This window comes from Caldanaerobacter sp., assembly GCF_049701115.1.
Classification (GTDB): Bacteria; Bacillota; Thermoanaerobacteria; order Thermoanaerobacterales; family Thermoanaerobacteraceae; genus Thermoanaerobacter.
Genome location: NZ_JBNATX010000003.1, coordinates 1 through 21,061, shown reverse-complemented (window position 1 = coordinate 21,061; position 21,061 = coordinate 1). Strand labels below are relative to the sequence as shown.

The 21,061-nt window shown below is 37.2% G+C and carries 19 protein-coding genes and 2 tRNA genes; 20 read left to right on the top strand and 1 reads right to left on the bottom strand.

Going from position 1 to position 21,061, the window contains the following annotated elements; all coding sequences use genetic code 11:
• The first annotated feature begins 38 nt into the window (after positions 1-38).
• The 4 genes from ACPLVE_RS02355 to ACPLVE_RS02340 all read left to right on the top strand — a co-directional run bounded on the left by ACPLVE_RS02355 (position 39) and on the right by ACPLVE_RS02340 (position 5,753).
• Entirely contained in the window at positions 39-2,399 is a 2,361-nt protein-coding gene (locus ACPLVE_RS02355; RefSeq protein WP_424609488.1) for a Lon protease family protein, read from the top strand.
• Positions 2,396-3,517 carry a tRNA epoxyqueuosine(34) reductase QueG gene (queG, locus tag ACPLVE_RS02350; RefSeq protein ID WP_424609486.1) on the top strand — a complete coding sequence of 374 codons (1,122 nt, stop codon included), beginning with the start codon at positions 2,396-2,398 and terminating at the stop codon, positions 3,515-3,517. Before ACPLVE_RS02355 ends, queG begins: the two co-directional genes overlap by 4 nt.
• 5 nt (positions 3,518-3,522) lie before the next feature.
• Entirely contained in the window at positions 3,523-4,164 is a 642-nt protein-coding gene (gene nth, locus ACPLVE_RS02345) for an endonuclease III (RefSeq protein WP_424609607.1), read from the top strand.
• Between the two features lie 98 nt (positions 4,165-4,262).
• Positions 4,263-5,753, top strand: coding sequence for a VanW family protein (locus ACPLVE_RS02340; protein ID WP_424609484.1), 1,491 nt, complete (start codon positions 4,263-4,265; stop codon positions 5,751-5,753).
• Positions 5,754-5,823: 70 nt separating this feature from the next.
• Here ACPLVE_RS02340 and ACPLVE_RS02335 read toward each other — a convergent pair whose 3' ends face one another.
• A complete protein-coding gene (locus ACPLVE_RS02335; protein ID WP_424609482.1) occupies positions 5,824-6,246 on the bottom strand; it encodes a Fur family transcriptional regulator in 423 nt (140 codons plus the stop codon).
• Between the two features lie 173 nt (positions 6,247-6,419).
• On the opposite strand from ACPLVE_RS02335, the gene ACPLVE_RS02330 reads away from it, so the two are divergent.
• The 16 genes from ACPLVE_RS02330 to ACPLVE_RS02255 all read left to right on the top strand — a co-directional run bounded on the left by ACPLVE_RS02330 (position 6,420) and on the right by ACPLVE_RS02255 (position 21,016).
• Positions 6,420-7,256: a Cof-type HAD-IIB family hydrolase gene (locus tag ACPLVE_RS02330; protein WP_424609480.1), complete on the top strand. Its 837-nt coding sequence runs from the start codon at positions 6,420-6,422 to the stop codon at positions 7,254-7,256.
• A 4-nt stretch (positions 7,257-7,260) separates the two neighbouring features.
• Entirely contained in the window at positions 7,261-7,533 is a 273-nt protein-coding gene (locus ACPLVE_RS02325; RefSeq protein ID WP_424609478.1) for an acylphosphatase, read from the top strand.
• Positions 7,534-7,648: 115 nt separating this feature from the next.
• Positions 7,649-9,004 (top strand): RNA polymerase factor sigma-54, encoded by a 1,356-nt coding sequence (gene rpoN / locus ACPLVE_RS02320; RefSeq protein ID WP_424609476.1) that lies wholly within the window; start codon positions 7,649-7,651, stop codon positions 9,002-9,004.
• 118 nt (positions 9,005-9,122) lie between these two features.
• Entirely contained in the window at positions 9,123-10,145 is a 1,023-nt protein-coding gene (locus ACPLVE_RS02315; RefSeq protein ID WP_424609475.1) for a sugar-binding transcriptional regulator, read from the top strand.
• Between the two features lie 47 nt (positions 10,146-10,192).
• Positions 10,193-11,200: a type I glyceraldehyde-3-phosphate dehydrogenase gene (gap, locus tag ACPLVE_RS02310; RefSeq protein WP_424609473.1), complete on the top strand. Its 1,008-nt coding sequence runs from the start codon at positions 10,193-10,195 to the stop codon at positions 11,198-11,200.
• A gap of 67 nt (positions 11,201-11,267) precedes the next feature.
• Positions 11,268-12,452, top strand: a complete 1,185-nt coding sequence (locus ACPLVE_RS02305) for a phosphoglycerate kinase (RefSeq protein WP_424609471.1) — start codon at positions 11,268-11,270, stop codon at positions 12,450-12,452.
• Between the two features lie 13 nt (positions 12,453-12,465).
• Complete coding sequence (tpiA, locus tag ACPLVE_RS02300; protein ID WP_424609469.1) at positions 12,466-13,212, top strand: triose-phosphate isomerase; 747 nt, start codon at positions 12,466-12,468, stop codon at positions 13,210-13,212.
• Positions 13,213-13,237: 25 nt separating this feature from the next.
• On the top strand, positions 13,238-14,527 hold the full coding sequence (eno, locus tag ACPLVE_RS02295; protein WP_424609467.1) for a phosphopyruvate hydratase: 1,290 nt from the start codon (positions 13,238-13,240) through the stop codon (positions 14,525-14,527).
• Positions 14,528-14,651: 124 nt separating this feature from the next.
• A complete protein-coding gene (gene secG / locus ACPLVE_RS02290) occupies positions 14,652-14,891 on the top strand; it encodes a preprotein translocase subunit SecG (protein WP_424609465.1) in 240 nt (79 codons plus the stop codon).
• A gap of 60 nt (positions 14,892-14,951) precedes the next feature.
• Positions 14,952-15,971 carry a deoxyguanosinetriphosphate triphosphohydrolase gene (locus ACPLVE_RS02285; RefSeq protein ID WP_424609463.1) on the top strand — a complete coding sequence of 340 codons (1,020 nt, stop codon included), beginning with the start codon at positions 14,952-14,954 and terminating at the stop codon, positions 15,969-15,971.
• Between the two features lie 96 nt (positions 15,972-16,067).
• Positions 16,068-17,870: a DNA primase gene (dnaG, locus tag ACPLVE_RS02280; RefSeq protein WP_424609461.1), complete on the top strand. Its 1,803-nt coding sequence runs from the start codon at positions 16,068-16,070 to the stop codon at positions 17,868-17,870.
• 13 nt (positions 17,871-17,883) lie between these two features.
• Entirely contained in the window at positions 17,884-18,963 is a 1,080-nt protein-coding gene (gene rpoD, locus ACPLVE_RS02275; RefSeq protein ID WP_424609459.1) for an RNA polymerase sigma factor RpoD, read from the top strand.
• Between the two features lie 53 nt (positions 18,964-19,016).
• Positions 19,017-19,091, top strand: a tRNA-Asn gene (locus ACPLVE_RS02270).
• 6 nt (positions 19,092-19,097) lie between these two features.
• A tRNA-Ile gene (locus ACPLVE_RS02265) sits at positions 19,098-19,173 on the top strand.
• A gap of 63 nt (positions 19,174-19,236) precedes the next feature.
• Positions 19,237-19,941 (top strand): tRNA (adenine(22)-N(1))-methyltransferase, encoded by a 705-nt coding sequence (locus ACPLVE_RS02260; RefSeq protein WP_424609457.1) that lies wholly within the window; start codon positions 19,237-19,239, stop codon positions 19,939-19,941.
• The gene (locus tag ACPLVE_RS02255) at positions 19,901-21,016 is read left to right on the top strand and encodes a Nif3-like dinuclear metal center hexameric protein (protein WP_424609455.1); all 1,116 of its coding nucleotides are present in this window, start codon (positions 19,901-19,903) and stop codon (positions 21,014-21,016) included. The genes ACPLVE_RS02260 and ACPLVE_RS02255 overlap by 41 nt, the downstream gene beginning before the upstream one ends.
• Positions 21,017-21,061: the final 45 nt, after the last annotated feature.

The following is a 21,061-nucleotide window of genomic DNA, read 5'->3' as shown; positions in this document are numbered from 1 at the left end:
GAATAGTAATTATTATAAAAAATCTTAGGGGTGTTTTTATGGAAAGACTGGAACCAAAGAGGTTAAAAAAGTATGTAGATCCTCAAATTTTGGGTTTTGAGACCACGGAGGACCTTCCACCTTTAAAGGGAATAATAGGACAGGATAGGGCTCAGGAAGCCATGGACTTCGGGGTAAGAGTTAAACAAAAGGGTTACAATATCTTTATAACGGGTGTCACAGGCACAGGAAGAACGAGCTTTGCTGCCACTTACATAAAAGAAGTTGCTAGAAAAGAAAAAAAACCTAATGATTGGATTTATGTTTACAATTTTGAAAAGCCCTCTCAACCTGTTGCAATAGAGTTGCCGCCTGGGCTTGGGAAAGAGTTTAAAAAAGATATGGAAGAGTTTGTAGAACAGCTTCAAAAAGATGTGCCTAAAGCTTTTGAGTCGGATTCTTATGAGGTACAGAAGGGAGAGATAGTAAAAAAATACCAAGAGAAAAAGAATGAGCTTTTGGAGAGTTTAAATGAGCTTGCAAGAGAGTATGGTTTCATTTTGAAGGATACAAGAACAGGACTTATAAGTATTCCTGTGATTGACGGAAGGCAGATAAGTCAGGAGGAGTTTCAGGAGCTGGATGAAGAGGTAAGAAAGTCCATTGAAAAAAGAGCAGCAGAATTTGAAGTAAAAGCTATGCAGGTGTGGAAGGAAATGCAGCTTTTAGATAAACAGGCGAGGGAAGAGATCAAAAAACTTGACAATGATATAGGTCTTTTTGCTGTAGGGCACTTAATCGATGAGTTAAAATCTAAATATGCTGAATATGAAAATATCATCAATTATCTGGAAAGTGTTAAAAAAGATATTTTGGATAATATTGATAGTTTCAAGACTTCAGAGAGCGATGGTACTCCTTTCCCTTTCTTAAGAAAGGATAAAAGTTTTCTTAAGAAATACATGGTGAACTTGTTTGTTGACAATAGTAATACAGAAGGTGCTCCTGTTGTTTTTGAATACAATCCTAATTATAATAATTTGGTAGGGAATATAGAGTACGAAAGTGATTTTGGAGTTGCCACAACTGATTTCACTAAAATAAAAGCTGGTGCTCTGCATAAGGCAAATGGTGGTTATCTGATTTTGCAGGCAAAGGATGTCCTTTCATATCCTTTTGCCTGGGATGCATTAAAAAGGTCTTTAAAGACAGAGAAAATAATCATTGAAAATATTTCTTCACAGTACGGATTTTTGTCTATCTCATCGCTAAAGCCGGAACCAATAAGGCTTTCAGTAAAAGTAGTGTTGATAGGTACTCCTTATCTTTATTATCTTCTTTACAATTATGATGAAGATTTTGGCAAGCTTTTTAAGGTAAAAGTAGATTTTAACGAAGAGATGGAGTTTAATGAGGAAAATATAAAGAAATTGGCTTCATTTATAAAAACCCACTGTCTTGAGGATAATCTGAAGCCTTTTGACAAGACTGCTGTTGCTAAGGTTATAGAGTATGGTACCAGGCTTTCTGAGGATCAGAACAAGTTGACTACCCGATTTAATGAGATCGTAGAGGTACTTTACGAGGCAGATGCTTGGGCCAATATAGAAGGAAGTGAAATCGTAAAAGAAACTCATGTAAAGAAAGCTATCGAAGAAAAAATAAAACGGGTAAACAGATTAGAAGAGAAAATATTAGAGTATTTTAAAAAAGATATTTACTTGATAGAAACTACTGGTGAAAGAGTGGGAGCGGTAAACGGATTGGCCGTTATCGATTTAGGAGATTATCAATTTGGCAAACCATCGAAGATAACTGTAACAACTTATCCTGGAGAAGAAGGAGTAGTGAATATAGAAAGGGAATCCAAAATGAGTGGGAGAATTCATGATAAGGGTGTCATGATACTTACAGGATATTTAGGGAGCAAATTTGCGAAGGATTTTCCTCTTACTTTGTCTGCACGAATCGTCTTTGAGCAGTCATACGAGGGAGTAGAGGGAGATAGTGCCTCTTCTACAGAGCTTTATGCTCTTTTGTCAAGTCTTTCAGATGTTCCTATAAAACAAGGAATAGCTGTTACTGGTTCGGTGAACCAATTTGGGGAGATACAGCCTGTGGGAGGAGTTACTTATAAGATAGAAGGGTTTTATAAGGTATGCAAGGAAAAAGGGTTAACGGGTGAGCAGGGCGTTATAATTCCTTACCAGAATGTATCCAATTTGGTTTTATCGGATGAGGTAGTAGAAGCAGTGGAAAAAGGGGTTTTTCACATATACAGTGTAAAGACGGTAGAAGAAGGTATGGAAATACTTACAGGGAAAAGTTTTGAAGAAATTTATAAAAGGGCTTATGACAAATTAAAATACTATTATGAACTTCTTACAAATAGAAAAGAAGACAAAGGAGAGAGAAAGTGAGCTGTATAAAAAAAGAAGAAGTAAAAGCTTTTGCTAAAAGTATAGGGATAGATTTAATAGGTTTTGCTCCAGCCGATTGTCTTAAGAAATATAAGTTTTTTTTAGAGGAAAGAAAAAAATGGGGTTATGAATGTTCTATTGAGGAGAGAAACCCTGATAAGAGGGTCTCTCCTGAATTTATTTTGTCAGATGTCAAAAGCATAATTTCCATAGCCTTGTCTTACAATGTAGAATACGAGATAAAAGTTTTTGATAAAAATTTTGGCATAATTTCAAAGAGCAGTTGGGGAAGAGATTATCACTTGATTTTAAGGGAAAAGATGAGAAATCTATGTGAATTCTTGAAATCTGAATGTCCCGAGGCAAATATGGTTTCTCTTGTAGATAATAATCCTCTTTTGGAGAGAGCTATAGCTTACCATGCTGGAATAGGATGGTTTGGCAAAAATGGACTTATAATAAACGAAGAATATGGTTCTTATCTTTTCTTAGGAGAAATCCTGATAAACAAGTATTTTGAACCGGATACTCCTCAAGAATCGAAGTGTGGTGATTGTGATTTGTGTATAAAGGCTTGTCCCACAAAAGCTATAGAAAAGCCCTATTTAGTTAATGCCAACAAGTGCCTTTCATTTATAACAGTAAAGAAAGGGAAAATAGAGGAAGAACTTTCGAAAAAATTAGGAAGAAGGATTTACGGTTGCGATACGTGTCAGGAAGTTTGTCCTTTTAACAAAAGGGCTAAAAAGGTTAAGAGGGAAGAATTTTTACCTACTAATCTTTTGCCAAGATATAGTCTTCTTCGAATTTTGAACATGACCAATAAAGAGTTTAGAGAAATTTTTGGGCCTACCGCTTCTTCTTGGAGGGGGAAAAATGTTATAATAAGAAATGCAATAATTGCCTGTGTTAACTTACAAAATCGAGACTGTGTAGAACATATAAAAAAACATTTAAAATCTGAAAGCCCTCTTTTAAGGGGTTACAGTGCCTGGGCATTATCTTACCTGGAAGAAGAAGATAAAGCGCTGGAGGAGATAAGGAAGGCTCTTAAAGATGAGAAAGATGATTTTGCTGCAAAGATGATGGAGGAGGCTTTACAAAGATTAGAAAGGTGAGGAAAGTGCGAATATCTAAAGAAGAGGCCTTAAAAGTGATAGAAATTTTAAAAAAAACATATCCTAATGCAAAATCCGGACTTAGATTTACAAACCCTTTCGAACTTTTGATTGCCACTATTCTATCGGCGCAATGTACAGACAAAAGAGTGAATATTATTACAGAACGGCTTTTTAAAAAGTATAAAACTCCAGAAGATTTTTTGGAGTTGACTCCAGAGGAACTTCAAGAAGAGATAAGGGAGTGTGGCCTTTATAGAAACAAGTCAAAAAGCATACTTGAAACTTGTAAGATTCTTAAAGAAAGGTACAATGGAAAAGTGCCTGATACTCTTGAAGAATTAATGACTTTACCGGGGGTGGGCAGAAAAACTGCCAACGTGGTCTTGAGCAATGCTTTTGCAAAAGATGCTATAGCCGTTGATACTCACGTTTTTAGAGTTTCAAATAGAATAGGACTTGCTGACAGTGATGATGTTTTTACAACGGAGAAACAATTAATGGAAATTATACCCAAAGACTTGTGGTCGATTTCTCATCACCTTCTCATTCACCACGGTAGAAACATATGTACGGCAAGGAAACCCAAATGCGATGAGTGTCCTGTTAAAAATTTTTGCTTGTACTTTAAAAAGAAAAAAAATTAATATTTGTGTAATTTTTTTAAGAAATAATTAATTGTATTTAGGAGAAATTTGTCATATATTAAAAAGGAGAATTAAAATTAAAGGCGGGAGAGAAATAGATGCAAGCGAAGGGTGGAAGCAATAAAAACAAAAAACGGAATTATTTTTATTTAATAGTTGCTTTGGCATTAGCAGTGGCCTTTTCTTTTGTTCTCGCTTACTTTTATGTGCTTTTAAATTCTTCTTATATAGCAAAAGGAGTGTTTATAGAAGGACTTGATGTGGGGGGGATGGAGAGGGAAGAAGCTTTAAACTTATTAAAAGAGAAGTTTAAAATCCCTAATTTTACTATTATGGCTGTCTATGAGGGAGAATTTTTTGAGATTACATCGGAGGATATAGGACTTTATTATGATTACGAAGAAACAGTAAATAGAGCCTATCAGGTAGGGAGAGAGGGAAATATTTTAGAAAGAGTAAAAGAGATTTATACGGTAGGGAAAGAAGGAAAGAATTTTACTCTGTCCCTTCACTACGAGAGAAAAGCTCTTGATGCTTTTGTTAAAAAAATTGCAGAAAAGATTGATAAAGACCCTGAAAATGCATCTATAAGAATTGTGAGGGGTGTAAAAAGCATAACTCCAGAAAAACCAGGAGTTAAAGTAAATAAGGAGGAAACTCTCAAAAGAATGTTGGAAGAGATTGAGACTGCTATAGAAGGAAGGCAATTTAGCAAAATAGAGGTGCCGGTAGCTTTTAAAAAGATTTTGCCCCAGATTACAAAAAGCATGTTAGATTTAATAAATGGACGAATTTCCACCTTTTCCACTGTTTTTAATGCAGAAGATGTAAACAGAAGTGACAATCTTGTGGTGGCTTCGCGAGCGATAGATGGGACTCTTTTACTACCAGGAGAGGTATTTTCTTTGAATAAAGCTTTAGGTCCGCGAGTGATAGAAAGAGGTTATAAAGAGGCTCCTGTGATAATCGACAATAAACTTGTTCCGGCTTTGGGGGGTGGCATATGCCAGGTAGCGACAACCCTTTACAATGCAGTGTTAAGAGCAGACATAACGATTGTAGAAAGATATCACCATAGTTTCCCTGTTGCGTATGTTCCACCGGGCCAGGATGCTACCATTTCGGGAGATGTACTGGACTTGAAATTCAAAAATTCTACTAATTATCCTATTTACATAGAGTCCTACATAGAAGGAAACAAGCTTTTTATAAATATTTACGGACATGTAAAAAACCCTTCCAGATGGGTAGATATACAATCAGAAATCGTGGAAAAATATGAGCCTGAAATAAAATATGTAGAAGACCCTAATCTTCCAGAGGGCGAGACAGTTGAGGAAATAAAGCCTCAGATAGGCTATAAAGTCAATGTTTATAGGTTGATTTATGAAAATGGGAAGCTTGTGAAAAAAGAATTTCTATACAAGGACCTTTACAAGCCTGTTGATGGAGTTATAAAAAAGGGTACTAAAAAAATGCCTAAGGGAAACACAAGTAGCAATTTAAAGCCTGTGGATTCAGTTAATCCCATAGGCAATATTCCTTCACAAGTACCACCAGAAGGAGGAACTACAGGGGACACAGAATAAAAAGTGGCATTTTGTGTATAAATGCACTTCTATAGCATTAACACAAAATGCCACTTAATTTAAAAAGTACTTAATTATTCATTTTTTTCTGACAGGCGGGGCAATATCCATAAAAATAAAGTCGTTGCTCTACCAGCTTATAGTCAGTATATTTTTGGACTTCTTGAAGAAGATCCTTGAACATGTTTTCATCCATGTCTTCTACTTTTCCACAGCTTATACAGACCAAATGCGGATGAGGAGAAGTTTTTGCATCATACCTGAAACTGCCCTCTCCTACATTTAATTCCTGTATTAAGCCTGTTTCTTTTAAGACTTCCAATGTTTTATACACTGTGGCAAGGCTCATGGTAGGAAAATCCGAGACTAATTTCTTGTAAATGGTTTCAGCGGTGGGATGTTCTTTTGTATTCATAAGGAAATTGAGTATGGCAAGACGCTGTGGGGTGACTTTAAGTCCCTTTTGTTTTAGAAGAGCAGTAATTTCCTCCATAATTATCACTCCAATCCATAAAAAATAATTTTTCTTTCTTAATATTTCGTCTTTTTATTATATCCCTATTTTTAAATAGTGTCAATCTTTTTTATTTAGGAAAGCATATCGACTGAAATTTTTAAATAAGGTATAATAATAATTGAACAGAATAACAAAAGGAGTTGAAAAAAGTGCAGTATAAGCTCATTGCCATTGATATGGACGATACACTTTTAAGGCATGATAAGACTATCTCGGAGGAGAATATAAAAGCCCTTCACAGAGCGAGAGAAAAGGGGGTATACGTGGTAATTGCAACGGGAAGAGTGTTTGCCTCAGCATATGCTTACGCAGATATGATAGGTTTTAGGACGTATATCATTGCAAGTAATGGTGCTTTGATAAGAGATCCAGAAAATAACACTATTTATGAAAGTATTTTAGACTATGATAATATGATAGAAGTCATAAAGATTTGCCAAAAATACGGTACGTATTTTCAGCTGATAAGTGATACTACTGTTTATACGCCAGAAATTACAAATAAGTTTCAGAGATATGCAGAGTGGAATAAACTTCTAAAGACAGAAATAAAAGTGGAAGTCGAAGAAATAAACAATCCATTAGAAGAGGCAGATAGGTTAAAAGATAGGATTTTAAAAGTGATAGTTTTTAACGATGATGTTGATATTCTTGCTAAAATAAGAAAAGAAGTTTCAGAAAGATTAGAGGTGCAGATTACAAGTTCTTATGTAGATAATATTGAGATAATGAATAAAGGTGTCAGTAAAGGAAGGGCTTTAGAGATTCTCGGGGGATATTTAGGAATATCGAGGGAAGAGATGATAGCTATAGGTGATAGCGAGAATGATTTAGAAATGATTAAATTTGCAGGATTGGGCGTAGCAATGGAAAATGCGATTGATGAAGTGAAAAAGGCTGCGGATTATATTACAAAGTCAAACATGGAGGATGGGGTAAAGCATGTCATTGAGAAATTCATATTGAATACTGAAAGAGGGGAGTAAGAATATGAAAAAGACTGTTCACTTGAGGATAACCGGCCATGTTCAGGGGGTGGGGCTCAGATATTCTGTATATCAAAAAGCCACGTCTCTTGGACTTACAGGATATGCAGAGAATCTCTATGATGGGAGTGTGGAAGTAGTAGCAGAGGGGGATGAAGAGAGCATAAAGGAACTTATACATTTTATAAAGACTGGTCTTAGATGGGCAAGAGTGGAAAATGTAGAAGAAAGATGGTCGGAATATAAGGGGCAGTACAAGGATTTTCGCATTTATTGAGATTTTCCTTTTCTTTTTATTTATTTAAACGTTTAAATATGATATAATATAAAAAAAGCTTCATCTATTTAGTAGGTTAAATTGAGATGTGGGATGGGATTGAGGGTGCATTGGTATGAAGATGGAATTTGACCTTAGACTTCAGCAAACCCAAAAGTTAATAATGACACCGGAACTAAAACAAGCGATTGAAATTTTGCAGTTAAATGCACTGGAACTTAATGAGCTGATACAACAGGAATTAGAAACAAATCCTCTTCTTGAACGAGAAGAAGTAGAAGAAGAGATGTATTCGTTTGATGTAAAGGAATTAGTAAGAAATGTGAGGGAAATGGAGGAGAGGTTCTATTACGGGGATTCTGATGATGAGGAGATAGATGAAGTAAGCTATGAGAATTTTTTATCTAAAAAACCTACCTTAAGCGATCATCTTCTTTTTCAGCTATATATAACTCCTGTTCCTGCTAGAATTCGCAAAATATGCGAATATATAATTTTTAGCCTAACTCCCAGTGGTTACTTAAAAGAAGAAGTAGGGGAAATTGCCCAAATACTAGGTTGTACCGAAGAAGAAGTTTTGGAAGCATTGGCTGTTGCTCAATCTTTTGACCCTCCTGGTGTAGGAGCGCGAAATCTTAAAGAATGTTTGAGGCTTCAGTTGATTTCTCAGGGAAACTATAGAGGTCTTGTAAAAGAAATTGTTGAAAAACATTTGGAAGACATTGCAGATGGAAGGTATTCTTATTTAGCGAAGCTTTACAATGTTTCTGTGAAAGAGGTACAAAGAGCAGTAGACCTCATAAAAAAGTTGAATCCCAAACCGGGAAATGCTTTTTCAGAGGAATCAGAGGGATATATTGTCCCTGATGTAGAAGTTATAAAAAGGGATGGAGAGTATGTAGTATTAATAAACGATTCTAATATTCCAAGGTTGCGCATAAACAGTTATTACTATTCTATATTGGAAAGTTCTGATGAAGATGCTAAAAAATATATAACCTCTAAACTGCAATCGGCAATATGGCTTATAAAAAGTATAGAAAGCAGAAAAGAGACCCTTTATAGGGTTGTAAAAGCAATAGTGGATCTTCAGAGGGAATTTTTAGATAAGGGGATAAACTATCTAAAACCTCTTACTCAAAAACAAGTTGCTGACATATTGGGAATACATGAATCCACCGTGAGTAGAGCAATAAATGGCAAATACGTGGAAACTCCTAGAGGAACTTTCGAGCTCAAGTTTTTCTTCCAATCCGGTTTTTTAGGACAGAATGGAAGGGAATTTTCTGCAGAGACTGTTAAAAATCTGATTAAAAAGCTGATAGAAGAAGAAGACCCGGCTAATCCTCTGAGCGACCAGAAAATAGCAGAAATTTTAAAAGAAAAAAATATAAATATTTCTAGGCGGACCGTGGCAAAATATAGAGAGGAGTGCAACATTCCTTCTACTCTTAAAAGAAAAAGATATTGAGTTTTTCTATTGAAAAAGCTTTGAAATTAGTATAAAATAGTTCATGTAAGTTATTTTTATAAATGGCGGGACATTTAAAGAATAACGGGACGGTGAGTGTCCTGAAGAGGGAAAAGACATGAAGGATATAATTGCCTTGCAACAAAAGATAGTGCCAGAACTCATCGAACTCCTGGAAAAAAGGTATGCTATAATGCGGAATATCTATTTCAACCAGCCTATTGGGCGTCGTGCTCTTTCCCACCAGCTAAATTTAGGAGAAAGGATAATACGAACCGAAGTCAGTTTTTTAAAATCCCAAGGTCTTATAGACATTAATCCAGTAGGTATGACTGTTACAAAGGAAGGGGAAGAACTTATAGAAAGTCTAAAAGACTTTATACATCAGCTAAAAGGGCTTAATAATGTTGAAAAAATACTGGAGGAGAAGTTAGGCGTTCAAAAAGTCATCCTCATTCCTGGAAATGCTGAAGAAGACCCGATGGTGAAAAAAGAGCTTGGTAAATCCGCTGCCAACTATCTGACTGAAATAATTGAATATAACAGCATTATAGCTTTAACAGGAGGTTCTACTGTTTTAGAAGTGGCTAGCGGAATGCCTCAACTGTACAGTCAATCCAACATAGTAGTGGTTCCTGCAAGGGGAGGTTTAGGTAGGGAAGTTGAAAAGCAAGCAAATACGATAGCTTCTATTCTTGCGAAAAAACTCGGTGGTACCTATAAAATGTTGCATGTACCGGATCATTTGAGCAAAGAAGCAGTACAAAGCCTTATGAAAGAGCCTGATATAAAAGAGGTAGTTGATATACTGAAAAAAGCGAATATCCTTATCTTTGGGATAGGTAGAGCTGATGTAATGGCTGAAAGGAGAAATCTTCCTCAATCTACGAGACAGTTCTTGAAGGAAAAGGGAGCAGTAGCGGAGAGCCTAGGATATTATTTTGATAGAGAGGGGAAAATAGTATACGCGACACCTAGTATTTTCCTTACGATAGATGACTTAAAGGCGGTGAAACATCTTATAGGTGTCTCTGGTGGAAAGAGCAAGGCGGAAGCTATTTTAGCTACCTGCAGGAGTGGAAATGTGAAGGTTCTTGTGACCGACGAGGGAGCTGCTTTTGAGATTCTAAAGATGGTATAAAAACACCTGAATAGGGTGTTTAAAAAACTAACAAGGAGGAGTACATAATGGGTGTTAGAGTAGGAATTAACGGTTTTGGAAGAATAGGAAGGAATGTTTTCAGAGCTGCATTAAAGAAAAATGCCGATCTTGAGTTTGTAGCTGTCAACGATTTGACAGATGCTAAGACACTGGCTCACCTTCTCAAATATGATTCTGTACTGGGCAAGTTTGAAGGTGAAGTTTCTTATACCGAGGATTCTCTGATTGTCAATGGGAAGGAGATAAAGATATTCAAGGAGACAGACCCGAGCAAATTGCCTTGGGGAGATTTGGGTGTAGATATTGTAATTGAGTCTACAGGAAGATTCACTAACAAAGAGGATGCTGTAAAGCATATACAGGGCGGGGCTAAGAAGGTTATAATTACAGCTCCTGCGAAAAATGAAGATGTTACAATTGTGATGGGTGTAAATGAGCATATGTACGACCCCGCAAATCACCATGTGATCTCCAATGCGTCTTGTACAACAAACTGCCTAGCTCCTATTGCAAAGGTGTTAAATGATAAATTCCGCATTAAAAAAGGCTTGATGACAACAGTTCACTCTTATACAAATGACCAGAGAATATTGGACCTTCCTCACAGCGATTTGAGAAGGGCAAGAGCTGCAGCTGTTTCAATAATACCTACCACAACTGGTGCGGCAAAAGCTATTCACTTGGTGATTCCTGAGTTAAAAGGCAAGATGAACGGTTTTGCAATGAGAGTTCCGACGCCTAATGTTTCTGTTGTAGATCTTGTAGCTGAGGTAGAAATTCCAACCACTGTAGAAGAAGTAAATGCCGCTATGAAAGAGGCTTCTGAGACATATATGAAAGGAATACTGGGATATTCAGAAGAACCTCTGGTATCTGTGGACTACAAAGGAGACGACAGGTCTTCAATAGTAGACGCACCTCTTACAATGGTTGTAGAGGGGACACTTGTCAAAGTTGTTTCCTGGTACGACAATGAGTGGGGTTATTCTAACAGAGTTGTAGACCTGGCACTTTATATAGCCGAAAGGATGTAACGGGACAAAGGTCCGCGTCCTTAAAGGACCGGACCTTTAAATCCTAATATAGGGGAGGTTTTTTGAAATGAAAAAGAAGACGGTGAGAGACATAGACGTAAGTGGAAAAAGAGTTTTGGTTAGAGTAGATTTTAACGTGCCGATGGATGAAAATAAGAATATAACAGATGACAGGCGCATAAGGGAAGCTCTTCCTACCATTGAATATTTAATAAATCACAACGCAAAAGTAATACTGGTATCTCACCTAGGAAGACCTAAGGGGAAATTCAATCCGGATTACTCTTTAAAGCCGGTTGCAAAAAGGCTGTCTGAACTTTTAAAAAAACCTGTAATTATGGCAGAAGATGTGATTGGAGATGATGCTAAGGCAAAGGCTGCGGCCTTAAAAGAAGGGGAAGTTCTTCTTTTGGAAAATGTTAGATTCCATGCAGAAGAGGAAAAGAATGACCCTGAATTTGCAAAAGAGCTGGCATCTTTAGCAGATGTATACGTAAATGACGCTTTTGGCACTGCTCATAGGGCTCATGCTTCTACTGCAGGAGTTGCCAAATATCTTCCAGCAGTTGCAGGTTTTTTAATTGAAAAAGAACTGTCTATAATGGGAGAAGCGCTGGAAAATCCTAAGAGACCTTTTGTAGCGATTTTAGGTGGAGCTAAAGTTTCTGATAAAATTGGGGTTATAACAAATCTTCTGGAAAAAGTGGACAGCCTGTTAATTGGCGGTGGAATGGCTTATACATTTATTAAGGCAAAGGGTTATGAAATAGGGAAATCTCTTTTAGAAGAGGATAAAATTGAACTAGCAAAGGAAATAATGGAAAAAGCAAAGCAGAAGGGTGTAAATTTCATGCTTCCTGTTGATACAGTTGTCGCGAAAGAGTTAAAATCCGGGGTACCTTATGAAGTGGTTGACATTGACAAAATGCCAGTAGACCAAATAGGAGTTGACATCGGGCCTAAAACAATAGAGGAATATTCAAAAGTGATAAAGCATGCCATGACAGTGGTATGGAATGGGCCAATGGGGGTTTTTGAAATACCTGAATTTGCCAAAGGTACAGAAGCTATCGCAAAAGCTTTGAGTGAGTGCAAAGGTACTACAATAGTAGGAGGAGGAGATTCTGCAGCTGCGATAGAACAACTTGGTTATGCTGATAAAGTCACCCACATTTCTACTGGCGGGGGTGCCTCATTGGAATTTTTAGAGGGGAAAGTTCTGCCGGGAATTGATGTTTTGAATGATAAGTAAAGGGGTGTTTGTTTTGAGAAGGCCTATAATTGCAGGAAATTGGAAAATGCATAAGACCCCTTCTGAAGCGGTAAAGTTGGTAGAAGAATTAATTCCTCTGGTAAAAGATGCAAAAGCCGAGGTTGTAGTTATCCCTCCTTTTGTGGATTTGACAGAAGTTGCCAGAGTCATAAAAGGTACTAATATATTGCTAGGAGCACAAAACATGTTCTGGGAAGAAAAAGGGGCCTACACAGGAGAAATTTCACCTATCATGTTGAAGGAGATAGGGGTAACCTATGTAGTGATAGGACATTCAGAGAGAAGACAGTATTTTGGCGAAACAGATGAGATGGTAAACAGAAAAGTGTTATCAGCGCTTTATCACGGATTAAAGCCGATTGTCTGTGTTGGAGAGTCCCTGGCTCAAAGAGAAGAGGGTAAAACATATGAGGTTGTCTTGACACAGGTGAAAAAAGCTTTAGAAGGTGTATCTCATGAAGATATTGAGAAGGTAGTCATAGCGTACGAACCTATTTGGGCAATAGGCACCGGGAGGAATGCTACTTCGCAGGATGCTAATGAAGTTATAAAAGCTATAAGGAATACAATAGCAGAACTTTATGGTAAGGAAAAGTCTGAAATGGTGAGAATACAGTATGGAGGAAGTGTGAAGCCGGATAACATCTCTGGTTTCATGGCAGAAAGCGATATAGACGGGGCTTTGGTTGGCGGTGCCAGCCTTGTGGCCGAGGATTTTGCAAAGATTGTGAATTACTAAATTTTACATAGAAAGGGGAAGTGGCATGTCATCAATTATTGATATTTATGCGAGGGAAATATTAGATTCTCGTGGCAATCCTACGATTGAGGTAGAAGTTGAATTAGACAGTGGTGCAGTGGGAAGAGCTGCCGTACCGTCTGGGGCTTCTACTGGAGCTTTTGAAGCAATTGAATTAAGAGATGGAGATAAGTCAAGATACTTAGGAAAAGGCGTACTAAAAGCAGTACAGAATGTAAATGACATTATTGCGCCAGAATTAATTGGGATGGAGGCACAAGACCAGGTAGCAATTGATAAAGCTATGATTGAACTGGATGGAACACCTAATAAAAGCAAATTAGGAGCAAATGCTATTTTAGGTGTTTCTTTAGCAGTCGCAAAGGCAGCAGCAGAAGAGTTGGGGCTTCCTTTGTACCAGTATTTAGGAGGTGTAAATGCTAAAACGCTTCCTGTTCCAATGATGAACATACTAAACGGTGGGAAGCATGCTGACAATAATGTGGACATTCAAGAGTTCATGATTATGCCTATAGGAGCCCCAAATTTTAAAGAAGCTTTAAGAATGTGTTCGGAAGTCTATCATAATCTAAAAAATGTGCTTCATTCCAAAGGATTGGGGACTACGATTGGCGATGAGGGAGGTTTTGCACCTAACCTTACATCGAATGAAGAGGCAATTAAAGTAATACTTGAGGCTATAGAAAAAGCCGGATATGTACCTGGGGAAGACATAGCATTGGCTTTAGATGCTGCGGCTACTGAAATGTACAAAGAAGATGGGAAATACCATTTTGAAGGAGAGGGAATTGTAAGAACTTCTGAAGAAATGATAGAGTTCTGGGAGCAGCTTGTCAGCAAATATCCTATTGTTTCTATCGAAGATGGGCTTGCAGAAGAAGACTGGAATGGATGGAAGCTCTTAACTGAAAGATTGGGCAAAAAGGTGCAATTAGTAGGAGATGACCTTTTTGTAACCAATACAGAAAGACTTTCAAAAGGAATTAATATGGGAGTTGCAAATTCAATACTAATAAAACTCAATCAGATAGGAACTTTAACAGAGACACTGGATGCTATTGAAATGGCAAAAAGAGCTGGCTATACAACGATTGTATCCCATCGGTCAGGTGAAACAGAAGATACAACAATAGCTGATTTAGTGGTAGCAGTAAATGCGGGGCAGATTAAGACTGGTGCTCCAGCGAGGACCGATAGAGTTGCAAAATACAACCAATTGCTAAGGATAGAAGAAGCGTTGGGAAGTATGGCTCAATATCTTGGGAAAAATGCTTTTTACAACATCAGAAAATAAAAAGTTTAAAGGGGACTTTCCGCGTCCCCTTTTCTAAATTTCCTCTTGATTTGCAAAAGATGTACTTGTATAATATATACTGTGGCATTGTGGGTTTTAAAATTTTAAGTGAGGCGGTGTATATATGCTTACAACGGTGCTTATGGTTATACAAGTGTTGGTTAGTATATTCTTAATAGTGATGGTGCTTTTGCAAAAAGGGAAAAGCGCTGGTATTTCTGGAGTAATTGCAGGCGGTGCTGAAACCTTCTTTGGTAAACACAAGGCGAGGACTTTGGAGGGTACCCTAGAGAGACTTACAGTAATCGGTGCTACACTTTTTATAGTATTATCGATAATACTTACAATATTAATGGCAAGATAAACGATGAAAAAACCCTTTTACGGGTTTTTATTTTTACTATTAAAAAGGCCGGGTGGTCAGATGAAAATCAGAGAAATTACAGAGGAGCTGGAATATAAGCTCCTTTCTCCATATGCTGCGAAAAGCAGGGAAAGTCGGGGTAGAGCCAGAGAAGAGGAAAAATGTGATATAAGGACTGATTTTCAAAGGGATAGAGATAGAATAATTCACAGCAAAGCTTTTAGGAGGTTAAGCCATAAGACTCAGGTTTTTATTTCTCCAGAAGGAGACCACTACAGGACAAGGCTTACCCACACGTTGGAAGTAGCACAAATTGCCCGTACAATAGCAAGGGCTTTAAGGCTGAATGAAGACTTAACTGAAGCGATTGCCTTAGGACATGATTTAGGGCATACCCCTTTTGGGCATTCCGGTGAAGAAGTTTTAAATAAACTACTAAAAAATGGGTTCAGACACAGCGAGCAAAGTATAAGGGTAGTGGAGGTTTTAGAAAATGATGGTAAGGGGCTTAATCTCACCTGGGAAGTGAAGGATGGGATATTAAACCATTCTACAGGTGGAAAGCCTGCTACTTTAGAGGGACAAGTAGTGCAGATTTCCGACAAGATAGCTTATATAAATCACGATATAGATGATGCTATAAGAGGCAGAGTGCTAAAACCCGAGGACTTGCCCAAAGATTTGATAGCTATTTTGGGTGATAAACACGGGAAGAGAATAGATACTATGGTAAAAGATGTGATTTACAACAGTATAGGGAAGCCTGAGATTTCTATGAGTAGGGAAATATATGAAGCTACATATCAGTTAAGGGCTTTCCTTTTTGAGAAGGTATATATTGGTTCAAAAGCTAAAAAAGACGAAGAAAAGGCAAAAAGGGTCGTCGAGCAGCTCTTTTATTATTTTTATGACAATGTAGATAAAATGCCTAAAGAGTTTATAAGACTTGCCGAAATTTATGGAAGGGAGAGGGCTGTGGCTGACTACATTGCAGGGATGACAGATAAATATGCCCTTTTGAAATATAAGGAGATCTTTTTACCCAGTCCTTGGTTTGAGCAAAATATTTTTGACTTATAGAAGAAGGATTTTTTAATTTTTTGTCGAATATATATTGGACGTCATAAAAAGAGGAATTTAACAGTTTCTGTCGAATAGAATAATTAGGTGATATTAATGGCTTATACGAGAGAGTCTATTGAGAAGGTGATAGAGGCTAATGACATTGTAGATGTGATTTCTGAATATGTGGACCTTAAAAGAGCAGGGAAAGAATTCAAGGGACTTTGTCCATTTCACAGAGAAAAAACACCCTCTTTTATGGTAAGTCCTACCAAACAAGTATACCATTGTTTTGGTTGTAATGCAAGTGGGAATGTAGTGACTTTTATAATGAATATCGAAAATTTAAGCTTTAAAGAAGCTATTGAATTTTTGGCTGAGAGAGCAGGCATTCCTTTAGAAGAAGTGGATTTGAGTGAAGAAGAAACGAGGAAAAAAAGAATAATTGAAGAAATATATAGAGTAAATAAGATAGCTGCTTTGTTTTTTCATCGTCAACTCTTTTCGGAAGAAGGAGTCAGGGCTTTAGAATATTTAAAGGAGAGAGGACTTAAAAGTACTACAATAAAAAAATTTGGAATAGGCTATGCCTCTTTAAATGATGACCTTCTTAATTTCCTAAAAGGAAAAGGATATAAAGAAAATTTTTTAAGCAAAGCAGGGCTTGTGGTTTATAAAAGTGGTAAATACCATGATAGATTCAAAAATAGAGTAATGTTTCCGATTATCGATGCAAGGGGTAATATCATAGGCTTTGGTGGGCGAGCACTTGATGATTCTTTGCCTAAATACCTAAATACGCCTGAGACAGAGGTTTTCAAAAAAGGGAAAACGCTTTTTGCCCTAAATTTTGCTAAGAAAACTCGGGAGGATAAATTTATAATAGTAGAAGGATATATGGATGCAATCTCTCTTCATCAGGCAGGCATTGATTGTGCTGTTGCTTCTTTAGGGACTGCTTTGACCGAAGAACAGGCAAGACTTATAAAAAGGTATAAGAAAAATGTTGTAATTGCTTATGACGCCGATGAGGCCGGGATTAATGCTACTTTGAGAGGGCTTGACATTTTAGAAAAATTGAATATAAATATAAAAGTGCTGAGCATACCTGAAGGGAAAGACCCAGACGAATTTGTTAAAAAAGAAGGAAGCGAAGCTTTTATAAGGCTTGTTGAAAATGCTGAAAGTTTAATAGAATTTAAGTCGAAAATTTTCAAAAAAGGTCTTGACTTTGAAAAAGTTGAAGATAGAATAATATATGTTAAAAAAATTGCAACCGAAATAGCAAAAATTTCTGATGAGGTAAAGAGAGAAATTTACATTAGCACTGTGGCTAAAACTGTTCAAATACCTGAAAATGCTATTAGAGCAGAGGTTGACCGATTTGTCAAGATAGAAGTTGAAAAAAAGCAAAAATTTATGTATAGGACTGGCAATATAAGGCATAATATATACAGTAGCAGTAAAATATCACCAGAAAAGTACTTAATTGCTTTAATACTACACGACAATGAGATATATCATAGGATAAAAGATGTTATAAAGCCGGAAATGTTTCAGGAAGAAAAATTGAGAACTATTTTTAAGGAAATAACGTCAAATTTAGAAGGAGGAAAACAAGTTCAAATAAAAGATATAATATATCTTATTCAGGAAGAAGATGGGTTGCTTTCAGATTTTAATGATATAGCTAAAGCTCTTTTTGAAGCGGAAGATATTTCTAAGATGCTGGAGGATATCCTTCAGAAAATTTTGTTAAACAATCTTGAACGAAAAAGAGAAGAAATAAGAAAAGAAATACTGAATGCTCATCTTCTGGGAGATATAGAAAGAGAAAGAGAATTGCTTCTTGAACTTCAAAATTGTGAAAAGGAGATGCTTAAGATAAAAGATGGACAGAAAGAGAGGAACCCATAGGGAGGGGATGTTTATGAGTAACCATGAGGAATTAGCAAGAGAAGCCATTAATGAGCTCATAAATAAAGGAAGAAAAACTGGAATGTTGACTTACAACGAAATAATGGATTCCCTTGAGGATATAGATTTGAATCCCGACCAGATAGAAAAAGTATATGATACTTTTGAGGATATGGGGATAGAGATAGTAGGAGATGAACCTCGTCAGGAAGAAATATCTGAAGAAGACCTTAATTTGGATGACCTTTCTCTTCCTGAGGGTGTCAGCATAGATGATCCTGTAAGAATGTACTTGAAGGAAATTGGGAAAATACCTCTACTCACCCCGGAAGAGGAAATAGAACTGGCAAAAAGGATAGAGCAGGGAGATGAAGAAGCAAAGAAACGCCTCATAGAGGCTAATTTAAGACTTGTGGTAAGTATAGCAAAAAGATATGTGGGACGTGGGATGCTGTTTTTAGATCTTATCCAGGAAGGTAATCTTGGGCTTTTGAAAGCCGTGGAAAAATTCGACTACAGGAAAGGCTACAAATTCAGCACTTATGCAACTTGGTGGATCAGGCAAGCTATAACGAGAGCCATAGCCGATCAAGCTAGGACGATAAGAATCCCTGTGCACATGGTAGAAACCATAAACAAACTCATAAGGGTGCAGAGACAGCTACTTCAAGAGTTAGGGCGTGAACCTACGCCTGAAGAGCTGGCAAAAGAAATGGGGATGCCTGAAGAAAAGGTAAGAGAAATTCTTAAAATAGCTCAAGAACCAGTTTCATTAGAGACTCCTATAGGGGAAGAAGAAGATAGTCACTTGGGAGATTTTATACCCGATGAGGATGCGCCAGCTCCCGCAGAAGCTGCTGCTTATACCATGCTAAAAGAACAGCTCATGGATGTTTTAGATACGCTGACCCCAAGGGAAGAGAAGGTTTTAAGGCTGAGATTTGGTCTTGATGATGGACGAGCCAGAACCCTTGAAGAAGTCGGCAAGGAATTTAATGTAACGAGAGAAAGAATAAGGCAAATTGAAGCGAAGGCTTTGAGGAAATTGAGACATCCTTCAAGGTCTAAGAAATTAAAAGATTTTCTTGATTAATTAATGGCTTCTTGACAATCTCTCAAAAATCATTATAATTAATATTAGCGTATTCCTCAGTAGCTCAAGGGTAGAGCAGCCGGCTGTTAACCGGCAGGTTGTAGGTTCGAATCCTACCTGAGGAGCCACTTTTTGGGCCTTTAGCTCAGCTGGCAGAGCGGTCGGCTCATAACCGATTGGTCCGGGGTTCGAATCCCTGAAGGCCCACCATCTTTGATTAAAAAGCATTTGGGGTTGTCAAATGCTTTTTATTTTTTTATTTTGGGGGATTTTATGAGGCTTACAAAGCGATTGAAAACTATTGTAAAATATGTTCCAAAAGGAGTAAGGTTAGCGGATATTGGTACTGACCATGGTTTTATACCTATCTATCTGGTTAAGAATGGAATTGTAGAGCGGGTGATAGCAACCGATTTAAATTGGGGTTCTCTTAAAAGGGCAATAGAGAACATAGAAAAAGAGGGTTTAAAAGAAAATATAGATACCAGATTAGGGGATGGATTAAAGGTTTTGAAAGCTTATGAGGTAGAAGTCGCGATCATTGCTGGGATGGGGGGGCTTTTGATAATAAAGATTCTTGAAGAAGGAAAAGAGATAGCTAAGACTATAAAAAGGTTTATCTTTCAGCCTATGAAAGACGCTGATAAATTGAGAAGATATTTACTCTATGAAGGGTATAAAATCTGTGAAGAAGACTTAGTAAAAGAGAGAGACAAGTTTTACGAAATTATAGTAGCAGAACATGGTAGACAGGAGATTAAAGATGAGGTATATTATGAGATAGGACCCAAACTTGTAGAAAATAGTCATCCTCTTCTCAAAGAGTACTTAATTTACAAAATAAAGAAGATACAAAATATTTTGAACAAACTTCCAACGGAAGATGTTAAAAGAAAGGATTTAGAGGAAAAAATAAAAAAGCTTGAGGTGTTGGGCTATGGCGGTAAAATGCCAGACAATAGTCTCAATGATGGATAGGCTTGCGCCAAAAAAATTTGCTCAAGATTGGGACAATGTAGGCTTGATTGTAGGCGACCCCGAGCATTATGTTTCTAAAGTATTGGTAGCGCTTGATGCTACTCAGGAGGTAGTAGAAGAAGCGATAGAAAAGAAAGTAGATATGATTGTCACTCACCATCCCTTGATTTTTAGATCTATAAAATCTGTAAAATCCGACACACCAACGGGTAAGCTTGTTATGAGACTCATTAAACACGATATTTCTCTTTATGCAGCTCATACTTCTTTTGATATAGCGCCTAATGGTATGAATGACATATTGTGTAACGTGTTGGGAGTTTATGAGAGAGAAATTTTGGATGTTACATACGTAGAAGCTTATAGAAAAATCGTTGTGTATGTGCCTAAAGGCTATGAGGATGTAGTTAGAAATGCTATGTGCAGCGCAGGGGCAGGATTTATAGGGAATTACAGTGATTCTACTTTTCAGGTGGAAGGTACGGGAACCTTTAAACCTCTGGAAGGTTCTAACCCGTTTATCGGGGAAATAGGAGAATTAAAGAGAGTTGAAGAGATAAGACTGGAAACGGTTGTTCCGCAGAAATACTTAGACAAGGTAATAAATGCTATGCTAAATGTTCATCCGTATGAGGAAGTTGCTTATGATGTCTATACTATGGAGAATCTGCGGGAGGAGTATGGGCTAGGGAGAATAGGGATTATTGAGGAGACTACTTTAAAGGATTTGGCTTTGAAGGTAAAAACAAAACTTAAGACTCCGTTTCTTAAAGTAGTGGGAGACCTAGGGAAAAAGGTAAGGAAAGTTGCTGTATGTGGTGGAAGTGGTGCAAGCCTGATTCATAAGGCTGTTGTGAGAGGAGCAGACGTCTTAATAACTGCCGATATAGGTTATCACGATGCAGTAGAAGCCCAGCACCTCGGTTTGGCTTTGATTGATGCAGGGCATTTTGCCACAGAAAACATAGCCGTTAGGTTTATTGCCGAGTATTTGATTGATGAAACTCAAAAACAAGGATACGAAATAGAGGTATTTGTGAGTGAGGTTCAGAAAGATCCTTTTATCTGCCTTTGAACGGGGCTTGACAATATGAAAATACTGTGTTAATATATCATTGGC

Coding starts and splice junctions, on each gene's coding strand:
- dnaG (WP_424609461.1), top strand. CDS start 16,068: ATGGCTTATACGAGAGAGTCTATTGAGAAGGTGATAGAGGCTAATGAC.
- ACPLVE_RS02260 (WP_424609457.1), top strand. CDS start 19,237: ATGAGGCTTACAAAGCGATTGAAAACTATTGTAAAATATGTTCCAAAA.
- ACPLVE_RS02305 (WP_424609471.1), top strand. CDS start 11,268: ATGAAAAAGAAGACGGTGAGAGACATAGACGTAAGTGGAAAAAGAGTT.
- ACPLVE_RS02315 (WP_424609475.1), top strand. CDS start 9,123: ATGAAGGATATAATTGCCTTGCAACAAAAGATAGTGCCAGAACTCATC.
- rpoD (WP_424609459.1), top strand. CDS start 17,884: ATGAGTAACCATGAGGAATTAGCAAGAGAAGCCATTAATGAGCTCATA.
- secG (WP_424609465.1), top strand. CDS start 14,652: ATGCTTACAACGGTGCTTATGGTTATACAAGTGTTGGTTAGTATATTC.
- ACPLVE_RS02355 (WP_424609488.1), top strand. CDS start 39: ATGGAAAGACTGGAACCAAAGAGGTTAAAAAAGTATGTAGATCCTCAA.
- ACPLVE_RS02335 (WP_424609482.1), bottom strand. CDS start 6,246: ATGGAGGAAATTACTGCTCTTCTAAAACAAAAGGGACTTAAAGTCACC.
- gap (WP_424609473.1), top strand. CDS start 10,193: ATGGGTGTTAGAGTAGGAATTAACGGTTTTGGAAGAATAGGAAGGAAT.
- ACPLVE_RS02340 (WP_424609484.1), top strand. CDS start 4,263: ATGCAAGCGAAGGGTGGAAGCAATAAAAACAAAAAACGGAATTATTTT.
- eno (WP_424609467.1), top strand. CDS start 13,238: ATGTCATCAATTATTGATATTTATGCGAGGGAAATATTAGATTCTCGT.
- rpoN (WP_424609476.1), top strand. CDS start 7,649: ATGAAGATGGAATTTGACCTTAGACTTCAGCAAACCCAAAAGTTAATA.
- ACPLVE_RS02325 (WP_424609478.1), top strand. CDS start 7,261: ATGAAAAAGACTGTTCACTTGAGGATAACCGGCCATGTTCAGGGGGTG.
- ACPLVE_RS02285 (WP_424609463.1), top strand. CDS start 14,952: ATGAAAATCAGAGAAATTACAGAGGAGCTGGAATATAAGCTCCTTTCT.
- ACPLVE_RS02255 (WP_424609455.1), top strand. CDS start 19,901: ATGGCGGTAAAATGCCAGACAATAGTCTCAATGATGGATAGGCTTGCG.